Genomic DNA, 13,718 nt, shown 5'->3' with positions numbered 1-13,718 from the left:
GGCCGGCTCAGGTGGCGCTGCGCTTCCCGGAGGAGGCGAGCTCACCCGCCCCGGCCGCGCCCTCGGGAGGGGTGCCGAGAGCCTGACGACGACCGTCGGCTTCCCCGGTGCCCAGGGCCGGGCCACGGCGGAAGGAGTCGCCCCGGCGGGGGCTGTTGCGGTTCGCGGTCACGCGCTCCCGCGAGATCCGGATGTTGTAGAGGATGAACGCGAGCGCGATGAAGGCGAGGAACACGCCGAGGCCGGTGATGGCGATCGGGATGATCGGGTTCGATCCGGGCTGGGCGACGGCCGAGCCCTGGTCGGTGACGCTGAGGGTCACGCGCTGCTCCGGGGCGACGCCGGAGGCGTCCTGCTGGGCGCCGACGTACTGCTGGAAGATCGTCGACGCGGTCTCCGAGATGAGCACGGCGCGGTCCGGGTCGGTCGACTCTCCGACGATCGAGAGGATCGGGAGGCTGAAACGTCCCGGGTTCTGCTCGGTGCCCGCGGGCTGGGTGGTGCGGCGGACGGCGCTGAGCGCCTCACCGGGCTGGAAGGGCCCCATCGCGGCCTCGACCTGAGAGCGGATCTCGGAGCCGCTCACGAGGTACGCGTAGATGACCGCGGTGTTCGTGAGGTCGTTCTGCTGCGCCTCCGAGGTGCCCTGCTGGATCGTCTGCCCGGGAGCGACGGCCTGGAACGGGTTCTTCGTGCCTCCCCCGAGGAGGATCGTGGTGTCGGAGCGGTAAGCCGTCTCGGCCCGCGAGACGACCTGACCGTCCTTGAGGGTGAAACCGGCGACGAGCGCGGCCAGGACGGCGACGACGACGCCGACGGCGAGGAGCCACTTGTAGCTCCAGAGCACTCGAAGGTAAAGGGGGACGGACATCTCGGTCTCGACTTCCAGACGGCGAGGTGTGGGACCTCGGGAGGCTCGCCGTGTGCTCGGAGGTGCACTGCTGCTGCAAACGATGGAGCAACTCCTCCGTCCATCACGGCGGGTGATGGCGGATTGGGGGGTGGCGGCCGACGTCGGTGGACGGGCGCCGTTTCGGAAAACAGGACGTGGTGCACCGCCGCGATCCTCATCCCCCGGGCAGGACGCGGAAGAGGCGGAACGGGCGTGGGTCGAACGATCGGATAGACAGAGATCCGGGACGCCGTGAGTGCGGTGCCCCGACACACCCATTGTGACCATAACCCACAGTAGGCGGGTGCCGAAAGTGTTGCGCTCGTGTTAAACCTGCTGCGCTCAATCGGCCGCCGAGCCGGGAGGGCACTTGCGCTTCTCTCAGATGGTCGAGGATGGTAGTCCTCGTTCATTCCTGAGCGCGCCGCCCTCACGACAGGAGACGCATGGATGATGAGCACCAGTGCTCCACCACTGCACCAGGCCCACCCGCCCGTCCGGCGACCCCTGCGACCGACTCCGCCGCTCCCGTCGTGAGCGCCGGAAGCGCGAGCGACCCCGCCGAGCGGGCGTCGCTGTCGATCCTCTACTCGTTCCCGCACGCGATCGGCTCGCCGGGCATCGGATGGACCGCGCTGCACCAGGTGCGCGTGCTCACGGAGGCGGGCCACCGCGTCACCGTGGTCGCCGCCTCGCTCGCGGCCGAGCTCGGTCCCGTCGCACGCGTCGTGACCACGCTCACGGTCGCCGGCGTACGCCTCCCGCACCGACTCTTCGGGCGCAACCGCTCGATCGCGCATCACGACCGCGTGACCGCGCGCATCCTCGCGGAGGGCGACTACGACGTGGTGCACGGCTGGCCCTGGGGCTCGGCGCGCACCTTCGATGAAGCGGCCAGGCAGGGCGTGCCCTCGGTCAGGGAGGCGCCGAACACGCACACGGCGCACGCGTTCGACGTCGTGGCGGAGGAGTACGAGCGGCTGGGCATCACTCCCCCGCCCGGCTCGCCGCACACCTACAACGCGACCCGACTGCGTCGCGAGGAGCGGGAGTGGGCTGCCGCGACCGCGATCCTGGTGCCGTCGGCCTCGGTCGAGCACACCTTCCTCGAGAAGGGCTTCTCGCCGCGCAAGCTCCTGCGGCACCGCTACGGGGCATTGGTCGACACGGAGCGGCTGGTCGAACCCGACCCGCGCGACGCGAGCGACCACGTCTTCACTGCCGTGTTCGTCGGCCGGATCGAGCCGCGCAAGGGGCTGCTCTACGCACTCCAGGCGTGGCACGCGTCCACGGCGTCCGCCACGGGTCGCTTCCTCGTGTACGGCGAGTTCACCCCCGGCTATCGCGAGCGCCTCGACGGTCTGCTCGATCAGCCCAGCGTCGAGCTGCGCGGCTTCACCGACGACGTCGCCGGGGTCTTCGCGACCGCCGACGTGCTCATCTTGCCGACCATCGAGGAGGGCAGCGCCCTGGTCACGTCGGAGGCGCAGGCCGCCGGGTGCGTGCCTCTGGTCTCCTCGGCCGCGGGGGCGAATCTGGAGGACGGCGTGCAGGGGCTCGTGCACGAGCCGCGCGACGTGGAGGCGCTCACGGCGCACCTCGACCGTGTCTCCTCCGACCGCGAGCTGCTCGCCCGGATGCGGCGCGCCGCGTTCGAGAATCGCCGCGAACTCACCTGGGAGCGGGCGGGAGTCGACCTTGTCGCCGCATACCGCGCGGCGATCCGCCTCGTGCGCGAGGAGGCGGCCCCCCGCCAGTCGGCCGTCGGCGACGAGAGTCCCGTCGATCGGCGCCACGACGCCGAACACCGAGACGCCAAGGACAGGAACGACCAGCCGTGAGCCCTCGAGACGTCTCGATCGTCCTCTGCACGCGGGAGCGACCCGCGATGCTTCGCGGTGCCCTCGCCGCGATCGCCGCGGGCACCGACCCCGGCGTCGAGGTGATCGTCGTCGACTCGGCCTCGACCGACTTCCGCACCCGAGAGGTCGCCCTCGCGGCGGGTGTCCGGTACGTCCGCACCGACGTCAAGGGCCTCTCGATCGCCCGCAACCTCGGCCTCGAGGCGAGCGAGCGGCCGATCGTGGTCTACACCGACGACGACTGCTCGCCGACGCCCGGATGGATCGAGGCGCTCGTCTCGGCCTTCGACGACGAACGGGTCGCGGTGGCGACGGGGCGGATGCTCGACCACACGCTCGTCGACACCGACGTGCCTCCGACCGAGCGGATCACCTACCGGACCGCGGTGCAGGGGCTCGATGCAGGACACGGCGCCGTGATGGCGTTCCGCCGCTCGGTGCTGCAGTCGCTCGGGGGCTTCGACGAGGTCCTCGGAGCCGGGCGTTTCCTGGCCGGTGCCGAAGACCTCGACCTGTTCTGCCGTGCGCTGGCCGCGGGGAGGACCGCGGTCTTCGTGCCGCAGAGCGTGGTGCTGCACGTGAACACCCGCGAGCCCGCCGCCTATCGGCGCCTCATGCGCGGCTACGGCCTGGGGCTCGGCGCGCTGCTGGGCAAGTGGTGGCGGCTGTCGCCGCTCGTCGGGGCACGGATGTCGGCGACGCTGGCGGTCCGCAGCGGACGTCGGCTGCTCCGCTCCGCGAAGCGACGCGGACGGGGATCGCGGGACGAGCTCGCGATGGTCGACGGCATCCTCCGCGGCTGGGTGCGCTCTCGGAGCCTGCGGCTCTCGGGCTCGACGTTCCTCGACGAGTTCCCGCCGACGCCGATCCGCCTCGGCACACCGCCCGCTACGCCCTGACGTTCCCCCACCGCCCCCGACCCGCCCGCTGGGAGCCCGCCATGACCCGCCACCCCGTCCGATTCCTCCGGCCCGCTGAGCCGCGGCCGGGCCGCCCTCGGGCGGAGCCGATGCGCACGCTCGACGAGAAATTCGTCTCGAACGCGATCGTCTACGAGGTCGCCCGCCCGACCGGCACGATGATCGTCGACGGCGCACCGTTCCGCCGTCCCGACGGGACGCTCGACCGCGAGCTGATCCTCGCGGCGTGGGAGGCGTTCATCCGCTCCTCGCCCGCCGTGCGACAGCGCCTCGCCCGCGCGCCGCTCGGGCTGTTCACCCCGTCATGGGTCTCGGTCGACGAGATCGACGTGCGCGATCATGTGCGCTTCCATCCCGGGGTCGTCGAGTGGGACCCGCGGCACGTCGAGCTGCTGACGGGAGCCTTCAACGGCCCGATGGACCCGCGCGGCCCGCTGTGGGACGTCCTCGTGGTCGAACTCTCGACCGGGCAGCTGGGGTTCGCGGTGCGGATCCACCACGCGCTCGGCGACGGAATGTTCGGCCTGGTGCTGATCCAGGCGTTCAGCGCCGATCAGCCCGTCGAGTTCGAGCCGTTCCGGCGCGCGCCGATGCGCTTCCCCGACGACCCCCGTCCGCCCCGGGGCCCGTTCGCGCTGACCCTCGCCGCGCGGCGGCACATCTCGGCGAGCCACGCCTCCCTCGCCGAGGAGTGGGCCGAGTTTCGGCGCAAGCCCCTCAAGAAGCGGCTGACCCGGGTCGCGGGCCGCAACATCCGGGCCGCCCGCGACGTGTACATCCGTCGCTCGGGGCTGCTCGAGCGCAGCATCAAGCCGCGCGACGCGGCGATCCTCACTGTCGAACTGTCGACCGCGAAGGCGGCGGCGCGGGCAGCGGGAGGCTCCGTCGCCGACCTCACCGTGGCCCTGGCCCTGCACGCCTTCGCGGTCCTGCACCCCGAGCGCGACGAGATCGCGACCCTCGTGCCCGTCTCGCCGCGACGCGAACGGAACGAGGTCAAGCGCAACCACGTCTCGATGGTGCGCGTGGCCGTCCCTGTCGGGATGGGGCTCGCCGAGACGGTCGCCGCCGTGCGATCGCAAGTGCAGACCGCCGTCGAGACCGGCGAGAGCGGCATCACGCGGGGCAGCAAGGACTGGCTGGGGTACGCGTCGTACCTGCCTGTGTTCCTCCGGCGCCGCTGGTTCGGACGGGCCGAGCTCGCGTCGATGACGCTCTGGCCCGTCACCGAGCCCGACGATGAGGCGGCCGTGTTCGCGAGCTCGTTCGCCAAGCGCCTCGACATCGCGGTCTCGGTGCGCGCCGACCTCGACACCGCGCGGTTCGTCGACTCGCTCGCCGCCTCCCTCGCCGAGCTCGGCGTCCCGACGATCGACCCTCTCGAGGCCGCGGCAGCGGCCGCCCCCGACCCGGATGGAACGACCCGATGACCCTCGACGGAACGACCCGATGAGCCAGGGCGGCGGTCCGCTGCGCACGCTCACGCGACTGCGCAGCTACCTGCAGGTCGTGCGCCTGCTGCACTTCCACGCGTACAGCCACGCCTTGCAGGTGCCGCGACTGCGCCGAGGATCCGGGGTGTCGTTCGCACCGACGGTGTCGTTCCGCAACGCGGAGCGGATCACGATCGGCGCAGGCACGCACATCGGCGAGAACTCGGTGATCTGGGCCGGCAACACCAGCGGTCGGATCACCTTCGGCGAGAAATGCCTCCTGGCCCCGAACGTCACGGTCACCGCCTCGAACTACGGCATCGTGCAGGGCACTCCCGTGATGGACCAGCCGAAGATCGAGCGCGACATCGTGATCGGCCGCGACGTGTGGCTCGGAGCGAACGTCGTCGTCACCGCAGGGGTCACCATCGGCGACGGAGCCGTGGTCGGCGCAGGCGCTGTGGTCACGAAGGATCTGCCGGCCCAGTGCATCGCCGGCGGCGTACCCGCGCGCGTGATCGGCCAGCGACCGGAGGCGAGCAGTGTCTGAGCCCCGCGTGATCGACCCCGCCGACACGAGCCTCGCGATCGTCATCGTCAGCTACAACACCCGCGAGAACACGCTCGCGTGCCTCGACTCGATCACGCTCGGCGACGCCCCGACGCCTCCGCGAGTGATCGTCGTCGACAACGGCTCGGTCGACGGCAGCGCGGAGGCGATCCGCGTCGCGCACCCGCAGGTGACGGTGATCGAGGCAGGCGACAACGTCGGCTTCGCACGGGGGGTGAACCGGGGTGTCGCCGTATCCGAGGAGCGATTCGTGCTGCTGCTCAATCCCGACACGCTCCTGCTCGAGGGCTCGCTCCGGGCGCTCATCGAGTTCGCCGTCGCGAACCCCCGCTACGGCGTCTACGGCGGTCGGACCCTGCGGCCCGACGGCTCCGTCGATCCGTCGTCGTGCTGGGGGGCGCCGAGCATGTGGTCGCTGGTGAGCTTCGCGACGATGCTCTCGACGGCGTTCCGCGGCAACCCGCTGCTCGACCCGGAGTCGCTCGGACGTTGGCAGCGCGACAGCGTGCGCGAGGTGCCGATCGTGACCGGCTGCCTCCTGCTCATCGAGCGTGCGGAGTACGAGCGGGTGGGGCGCCTCGACGAGCGCTTCTTCCTCTACGGAGAGGATGCGGAGTTCTCGATCCGCGCCCGCCGCTCGGGGCTGCGGCCGGTGATCGTGCCGTCCGCGGTGATCGTGCACGACGTCGGCGCCTCGACCCGAGACGCAGCGACGGAAGGCAACTCGGGGCGCAAGATGTGCATGGTGATGGCGGGCAAGGCGACGATGCTCCGACTCTCGTGGTCCCCCGCCTCGGCACGGATGGGCATCGCCCTGTTGCAGGCGGGCGCCCTGGTGCGCGCCGGTCTTGAGGCGGCGACCCGCCGCGAGCGCCGCGCCTGGACCGAGGTCTGGCAGCGGCGACGCGACTGGCGGGTGGGGTATCCGGAGGCGGAGCGCACGCTCTTCGGTCGCGTGCCCGGCACGGGAGCGAGCCGGTGACCGCGGGAGGGACGCGCACGCTACGCGGACGCCTCCGCACCCGCCTGCGCGGACTGCTGGCCCAGGAGAGCCCCGTGAGCCGGCACTTGCGCATCGAGGCGGAGCCGGCGTTCCGCACGCGCTACGCCAACCCCTACAACGCCCGCCTCTACACGGCGATGGCCGCCGAGGGTGTGGAGGTGCGCGACCTCTCGTGGGCGAGGCTGCTGCTCGCGAAGGTCGACGTGGTGCATCTGCACTGGCCCGACCTGACCTTCCTCAGCGGAGTCCGCCGCTACCGGATCGTGGCGCGGCTCGTGTTCTTCTTCGCGTTCCTGCGCGTGGCGCGCCTCCGCGGCACGCGGCTCGTGTGGACGGCCCACAACGTGGCCTCTCACGAGGAGCGGGCGACGCCGTTCCTGCGCAACTGGTACCGCCGGCTGCTCACCTCCCAGCTCGACGCGATCCTCTGCCTCTCGCAAGAGGGGGTGACCGCGGTGCGCCGCTCATACCCGGAGCTCGCGGAGGTGCCCGCGTATGTGACTCCGCACGGGCATTATCGGCACGACTACGACTTCTCGCCCTCGCGGGCTGAGGCGCGCGCGCGGCTCGGGCTCGACCCCGACGCGCGCCTGGTCGTCTCGGTGGGGCAGATCCGCCCCTATAAGAACGTGCCGACGCTCGTCTCGCGTTTCCGCGAGCGCGACGATGACGGCACCCTGCTGGCCATCGCGGGCAACCCGGCTCGCGGTCCATTGCGCGCGACGATCGAGGAGGCGGCGGCCGGCGACGAGCGCATCCGCCTGGAGCTCGAGTTCATCAGCGATGAGCGCGTCGCTCTCTGGCTGCGCGCGAGCGACCTCGTGGTGTTGCCCTACTCGGCCATCCAGAACTCGGGGTCCGCTATTCTCGCGCTCTCGGCCGACCGGCCGGTGCTGGTCCCCGATTTGGGCGCGATGCACGAGCTCGCGGCGCTGGTCGGTCCGGAGTGGGTGCGACTGTACGACGGAGGATTCGACGGCGACGCGCTCGAGTCCGGACTGCGCTGGCTCGACGAGCGCGAGGTCTCGCCGGAGGCGCGCGCCGACCTCTCCGCGCTCGAGTGGGACGCCATCGCGCGAGCGACGATCGAGGTATACCGCCTCGTTCTGGGGTCTCCGCGCCGGCGTGTCGCTGAATAACGATCCGTAGAACGTCATGCGTCGGAAACCTGGGACCCGCTAGCTTGGGGGACACGAGTCCTTTCAGCATCGCCCGGCAGCGTCTCCGCCGGACGGTCGTCGGCCACTCCTGACCGGCGCTGCGGACGCCTGCCCGCCTCCCTCGGCCGTGATGACGCGGTCCGCTCCCTTCCTCCGTACCGCCTCTCCTCGGTCCTGGCCGACGACCCCGCGTCGCCTCGCCGCCAGCCGTCCAGCTCCTCGCTCCCTAGCCCGCTCCACAGAACAGGTCTCCCGTGATCCTCCGCTCCACCTCGCGCCTCCGCCCCGCCGGGCGACTGCGCCGCGTGCTCACCGCCACCGCGGTGACCGCAGCTCTCGCCGCCGGCTTCGTCGCGACCGCCGCTCCCGCGCAGGCCGCCGACGCCGGGCGCTACGTCGTCACGGTCGACTCCTCCTCGGTGTCGAGCAGTCTCGTCCGCGCGCTCGGTCTGCGCCTCGACGCGAGCTACACCGGAGGCGTCGCCGGGTTCACGGCATCGCTCACGGCACGCCAGCACGCGATCCTCGACGCCGACAGCCGAGTCCTCGCGCTCTCGCCCGCCGACCAGGTCGTCGACGGCGCCGCACAGACCGTCCCCTCGCACGTTCTCACCGCGCAGGCCGACCAGGCGCCGGTGCTCGCGGGCGACGGGGTCACCTCGTGGAACGGGCCGGCGGTCGCGGTCATCGACTCCGGAGTGAGCGCGCACCCCGACTACAACCTCGCCCGACAGGTCAACTGCTTCGGCTCCGGAACAGCCGACGACGCCAATGGCCACGGGACCGGTGTCTCGGGCTACATGGCCGCGCTCGACAACGGCTCCGGAACGGTCGGCATCGCCCCCGGCGCGCCGATCTACTCGGTCCGGGCGCTCGACGCGGGCAACAAGGGCACCATCTCGACCCTGATGTGCGCGCTCGACTGGGTGTCGCAAAACGCGGCGACGTACAACATCAAGGTCGTCAACATGTCGCTCGCGACCGAAGGGGTCGACGACGGCAATTGCGGCTTCACCAACGGCGACGCGATCCACCAGGCCGTCTGCGACCTCGTCGGCAAGGGCGTCACGGTGGTCTCGGCCGCGGGCAACTCGGCCACCGACCTCAGCAAGTACATCCCCGCCGCCTACGACGAGGTGCTCGCGGTCACGAACTTCGCCAACTACGACGGCAAGCCGGGCTCGCTCGCCGCCGTGCCGTGCTCGAACGTCACCACCAAGGACGACAACTACACGCTGAACAGCAACTACGCCTCGGCGGCCGACGCGGCGCACACGATCGCCGCCCCCGGCACCTGCCCGTACACCACCAAGAAGGGCAACACCTACGCCTACATCCAGACCGGCACGAGCATGTCGACCGCGGCGGCCTCGGGCGTCGTGCTCGACTGTCTCGCGGCCGGAGGGTCGTGCGCGGGCATGGCTCCGCGCCAGGTCATCGCACAGGTGATCGCGCAGGCGAAGGCGGCCACCCTCCGTGGGCGCACCTTCGTGGGCGACCCCAGCCAGCCGGTCTCGGGACGCTACTACGGGTACGGGGTGAGCACGGTCCCGACGGGGACGACGCCCACCGCGACGCCGACCCCGACCGCGACACCCACTGCGACCCCGACGCCCACCCCGACGCCCACTCCGACTCCGACGGTCACGCCGACCCCGACCCCGACCCCCACGGTCACGCCCACGCCCACGCCGACCCCCACCTCCGGCGTCGACACCGTGAAGCCGCAGGCCAAGATCGTCTCTCCCGCGAGCCAGAGCACCGTCGCCGGAACCGTCACCCTCGTCGCGAACGCCAGTGACAACGTGGCGGTCACGGCCGTCGCGTTCTGGTCGGGATCGACCAAGCTCGGCGACGCCGTGAAGCAGAGCGACGGCAGCTGGGTGCTGACGGCCAACAGCAAGAACTGGCCCAACGCGACCTACGCCGTCGTCGCCAAGGCGAGCGACGCCGCGGGAAACGTGGGCTCGAGCGCCTCCATCACCCTCACCGTCAGGAACTGACCCCGCACCCCCCGAGCCGAGCCGGTGCTGCCGACGGCAGCACGAACGCAGCACCGGCTACCCCGACCATCACTGTCACTCCGCACCAGACGCACCTCCCGCCCGGAACGCCGTGACACGGAGGTCCCGTCGCCCTCCCCAGAAGGGACGACGCGGGCCGCCGTGAGATCGAGGCTCGACCTGAGAGCGCTCCGGACACCCTCGCCCGCCCCGCCCGAGTCGAACGGAAGTCACCGCCATGGCCAGAGCAACACCCTCCACGCCCTCTCCCCCACTGACGGCGGGAGCGATCGTCCTCGCTCTCGCGGTGCTGATCGCCATGCTGTTCGCGGCACCCGCCGAGGCAGCCCTCGCCGAACGGTGGACCTCGCCCACCGGGTCCGGCACCGTCTGCACCCAGAGCGCACCGTGCTCGCTCTCGACCGGAGTGCAGAACGCACCCGCCGGCAGCACCGTGTACCTCACGAGCGGCACCTATCCCGACGTATCGCTCAAGGGCGGCAAGGCCACGGCCACCTCCCCGCTCCTCGTCACCCCGGCGCCCGGCAGCTCGCCCGTCCTCAACCGGGTGAAGAGCTACGTCTCCCACGTGGTGTGGTCCGAGATCACCGTCGCCGTGACCTTCTACCTCTACGGCGCCGACCAGACCGTCGAGTCGTCCTCCTTCGACGGAGGCGGCCTCTTCGTCCGCAACGACGGCGCCGTCGTGCGCGACTCGCTGTTCCAGAACGGCTCGTCGATCGACGGCATCCAGATCGGCGGAGCCACCGACGTGCTCGTCGAGAACAACGTCGTGCGCAACTACAACCAGGACAAGAACAACGGCCTCCACGCCGACTGCATCCAGGTCTTCGAGAGCCACGACGTCACGCTCCGCGGCAACCGTCTCGCGAACTGCTACAACGCCGGCATCATCTTCTCGGTCGGCGGCGGTGACGGGATGAGCGACATCACCGTCGAGTCCAACTTCGTGCAGAGCTGCGTCGTCAAGACGGCGCAGTGCCGCGGAGGCTCGGCGGCCGACTTCCGCGAGCCCTCGGCGAGCGCGCTCCTGATCCGCAACAACACCTTCGCCGACGGCTCCCTGCGTGTAGGAGGAGCGGCTGGCACCGTCTTCGACCGCAACATCGTCAGCTACCTCGCCGCGTGCGACAGCCCCATGTCCAACACGATCGTCGCCTCCTGGAACTCCAAGATGTGCGCGGCGCCTGCGCTGCTCGGCAGCCAGGGCAACGTGCAGGGCAGCCCGCGCTTCGTGGACGAGGACAACGGCGACCTCCATCTCGTGGACGGCAGCCAGGGGCTCGTCGCAGGCTGGGGCTCGACGACCGCCGCCGATCGCGACATCGACGGCACGCCGTTCTCGTCGACGGCCGCCGGCGCGCACGCCGCCGTGGTGTCGGGAACGCCTCCGACGGCTCCCCCGACCTCGACGCCGACGCCCGACCCGACCGTCCCCGACCCGGAGACCTCGGAGCCGCCCACGGAACCGTCCGAGCCCGCCGAGCCTGGCGAGCCTGAGCCGCCCGTGATCGACACGACGGCCCCGACCGTCGCGATCACCTCGCCGAGCACGGGCGCCGTGCTCAGCGGGGTCGCGACCGCGACCGTCGAGGCGACTGACGACACCGCCGTCATCGCCGTCGCGTTCTACGTCGGCACCCGCCGTGTCGGCGACGGCACGCTCCTCTCGGGCTCGACCTGGTCGCTGACGATGAGCACGAGCGGCATGCGTGGCACGTTCCCGCTGACCGCGCGAGCGGTCGACGCGGCAGGCAACGCGACGACCAGCGCACCCGTGACGGTGACGCTGAAGTAGGACGGCGACCGGAGCGCACGCAGGAACGGCCCCTCTCCCTCGGGAGGGCGGGCCGTTCTTGCGTGCAGGCGAGGGGCGCGGAGTCAAGGGACGGCGGCGGCGCGCGGTGCGCCGTAGCGTCGCAGGGGGACGGCCGAGCGACGGCCGCGCCGAGAGAGGTCACCATGAGCGACACCGAGCAGAACCGGCCTGTGATGGACGGAGCTGACGACGCGAGCAACGACGAGAAGCTGAGCGGACTGATCGAGCAGGTCGAGCACGATCACGGCGCGGAGGGCGCAGGCGCGATGGCCGACGCCCTTCGCGACCGCGCGGACGAGTCGGAGATCGAGATCACCGAGGAGTCCGAGGAGAGCGCGGGGGCGTAGCGCGCGTCCATGACGGAGGTCGGGAGGGGAGGGGCGCCGAGCGTCGCCGCCCCTCCTCCGTCGTGCGCGGTCGAGAGCTCTGCACGCGGGCGTTACGCGAGGGCAGCGCGGCTCCCGGCGCGTCGTCGCGCGGGACTACCCCTGGAAGGGTGACGCGCCTCCGGAGGAAGGTTCAACCGAGAGGAAGGCCGGCCGGAGCCCGCTTAGGGTCGCTGCATGGTGCCGGACAGCCTCGGAACCGTGCCCTCGAGCGACTCCTCTCCCTCTCCGACGTGGGCGGAGGACGAGCCCCGCACCCGACGCCGGAAGGACACTCGTGCCCCCGCTCCCCGCGACCGCCCCCCGGCGCTCAGGCGCGAGGAAGACCGGCGAAGTTCTCGGCGCTGAGCGCCTCGACGGCGGGCAGCTTCGCCAGCACGGCCGCAGAGACGGCGTCCCGATCGGCCAGGACGCGTTCGAGCGCCTCCCCCACCCGCTGCGCGAGGCCGGCGCCGGGCTCGACGCACAGGTACGGCAGCTCGACCAAGGCCATGAGACCCTCGACCTTGCCCTGTGTGGCGAGCGTGATCGCGGGCACGCCCTTCATCAGGGACATGATCGCGAGGTGCATGCGCCCCGTGACCGTGACGGTCGCGCGCTCGGTGAAGCCGCGGACCTCGGCCGGAGTCAGCACCTCTTCGAGGAAGGCGACCCCCGTCGTGTCGGGCAGCGCCGCGTACACCCGGCGGCACGCCGCGAGGTCGTCGGGTCCCCGCTTGATCACGTGCGGGAGCAGCACGACCGCCAGCCCTCGGGCTCGCAGTCCGCCGATGATCTCGACGTACGCCTCCGTCTGGTCGGTGTCGATGAGGCCAGAGACGTTCACGATCGCGACGCCCACTCCGGTGTCGAGCGCGGCGAGCTCCGCCTCCGCCCGCGCCGGGTCGACGGAGCGCGCCGAGAACACGATGTCGGCGCTCGGCCGCGCGTCGAGCCCGTCACGTCGGGCACGCTCGACCGAGAGGGGATCGCGGAGGTAGAGGGTCGCGCCCGCGCGGTCGGCCTCTCGCAGCTGCGCGAGGGCGGCCGGGTGCGCCGAGCCGTTCCAGCTGAAACCGAGGACCCGCGTGTCGACTCCGGCCAGGGCCGCGCTGCGGGCCACGAGGGCCCGGCTGGTCGAGGCGCGGAAGTTGTAGGCGCCGTCCATGATGTCGGCGCCCACGATAGAGACGGAGGCGGCGCCGGGCAGCATCGCGCGGAAGCGGCGCAGGTCGCGGACGAAGCTCGGAAGGCCGCCGTAGAGCAGCGACCCCAGCGCGACGAGTTCGACGCGGTCGGCGTGCTCGGCCGGGATGCGCAGATCGCCCGGGTAGCGCGTGATGACCGTGATCGGTCCGCCCACGTTCTCGAGGAACGCGCCCACGAGCGCCGCGTCGCCGATGTTCCCCGCACCCGGAGGCGCGATCAGGAGAGCGCGACCGCCGGGCCGCCGCGCGCCGCGCAGCCGACGGGCGTCCGCGAACACGGCGCGGGCGCCGAGCGAGAGCACCGTCGGGCTCTTCAAGATCGGAGCCGTGCGCGAGCGCAGACCTCCCAGGATCGTCCGAACTCGCGAACCCGTTGCGCTCACAGCGTCACCGTTCCCGGCTCCGCAGAGCCGTCCTCGTCTCTCTCCGCTGCGTTCCGTCGCCGCAGCAGCAGCAGATCA

At 71.7% G+C, this 13,718-nt stretch carries 11 protein-coding genes; 9 read left to right on the top strand and 2 right to left on the bottom strand.

Going from position 1 to position 13,718, the window contains the following annotated elements:
• Positions 1-7: 7 nt before the first annotated feature.
• Complete coding sequence (locus ITJ45_RS01795) at positions 8-871, bottom strand: hypothetical protein (RefSeq protein WP_194607134.1); 864 nt, start codon at positions 869-871, stop codon at positions 8-10.
• Positions 872-1,338: 467 nt separating this feature from the next.
• Here ITJ45_RS01795 and ITJ45_RS01790 point away from each other — a divergent pair, with 467 nt between their 5' ends.
• The 9 genes from ITJ45_RS01790 to ITJ45_RS01750 all read left to right on the top strand — a co-directional run bounded on the left by ITJ45_RS01790 (position 1,339) and on the right by ITJ45_RS01750 (position 12,031).
• A complete protein-coding gene (locus ITJ45_RS01790; protein WP_194607133.1) occupies positions 1,339-2,733 on the top strand; it encodes a glycosyltransferase family 4 protein in 1,395 nt (464 codons plus the stop codon).
• Complete coding sequence (locus tag ITJ45_RS01785; RefSeq protein ID WP_194607132.1) at positions 2,730-3,653, top strand: glycosyltransferase family 2 protein; 924 nt, start codon at positions 2,730-2,732, stop codon at positions 3,651-3,653. Before ITJ45_RS01790 ends, ITJ45_RS01785 begins: the two co-directional genes overlap by 4 nt.
• 110 nt (positions 3,654-3,763) lie before the next feature.
• Positions 3,764-5,104 (top strand): wax ester/triacylglycerol synthase domain-containing protein, encoded by a 1,341-nt coding sequence (locus tag ITJ45_RS01780; RefSeq protein WP_194607131.1) that lies wholly within the window; start codon positions 3,764-3,766, stop codon positions 5,102-5,104.
• Positions 5,105-5,123: 19 nt separating this feature from the next.
• The gene (locus tag ITJ45_RS14270) at positions 5,124-5,657 is read left to right on the top strand and encodes an acyltransferase (protein ID WP_194607130.1); all 534 of its coding nucleotides are present in this window, start codon (positions 5,124-5,126) and stop codon (positions 5,655-5,657) included.
• A complete protein-coding gene (locus tag ITJ45_RS01770; protein WP_194607129.1) occupies positions 5,650-6,660 on the top strand; it encodes a glycosyltransferase family 2 protein in 1,011 nt (336 codons plus the stop codon). The genes ITJ45_RS14270 and ITJ45_RS01770 overlap by 8 nt, the downstream gene beginning before the upstream one ends.
• Positions 6,657-7,820, top strand: a complete 1,164-nt coding sequence (locus ITJ45_RS01765; protein WP_194607128.1) for a glycosyltransferase family 4 protein — start codon at positions 6,657-6,659, stop codon at positions 7,818-7,820. The genes ITJ45_RS01770 and ITJ45_RS01765 overlap by 4 nt, the downstream gene beginning before the upstream one ends.
• Positions 7,821-8,095: 275 nt before the next feature.
• A complete protein-coding gene (locus ITJ45_RS14265) occupies positions 8,096-9,844 on the top strand; it encodes an Ig-like domain-containing protein (protein WP_194607127.1) in 1,749 nt (582 codons plus the stop codon).
• Positions 9,845-10,082: 238 nt separating this feature from the next.
• The gene (locus ITJ45_RS01755; protein ID WP_194607126.1) at positions 10,083-11,663 is read left to right on the top strand and encodes a right-handed parallel beta-helix repeat-containing protein; all 1,581 of its coding nucleotides are present in this window, start codon (positions 10,083-10,085) and stop codon (positions 11,661-11,663) included.
• 164 nt (positions 11,664-11,827) lie between these two features.
• On the top strand, positions 11,828-12,031 hold the full coding sequence (locus ITJ45_RS01750) for a hypothetical protein (RefSeq protein ID WP_194607125.1): 204 nt from the start codon (positions 11,828-11,830) through the stop codon (positions 12,029-12,031).
• A gap of 349 nt (positions 12,032-12,380) precedes the next feature.
• On the opposite strand, the gene ITJ45_RS01745 is transcribed toward ITJ45_RS01750, so the two are convergent.
• The gene (locus ITJ45_RS01745; RefSeq protein WP_194607124.1) at positions 12,381-13,574 is read right to left on the bottom strand and encodes a polysaccharide pyruvyl transferase family protein; all 1,194 of its coding nucleotides are present in this window, start codon (positions 13,572-13,574) and stop codon (positions 12,381-12,383) included.
• Between the last annotated feature and the right edge of the window lie 144 nt (positions 13,575-13,718).

It is taken from the genome of Rathayibacter sp. VKM Ac-2879 (genome assembly GCF_015351245.1).
GTDB lineage: Bacteria > Actinomycetota > Actinomycetes > Actinomycetales > Microbacteriaceae > Rathayibacter.
The sequence above is the reverse complement of the archived record's forward strand: the minus strand, read 5'-3'. Positions and strand labels throughout refer to the sequence as shown.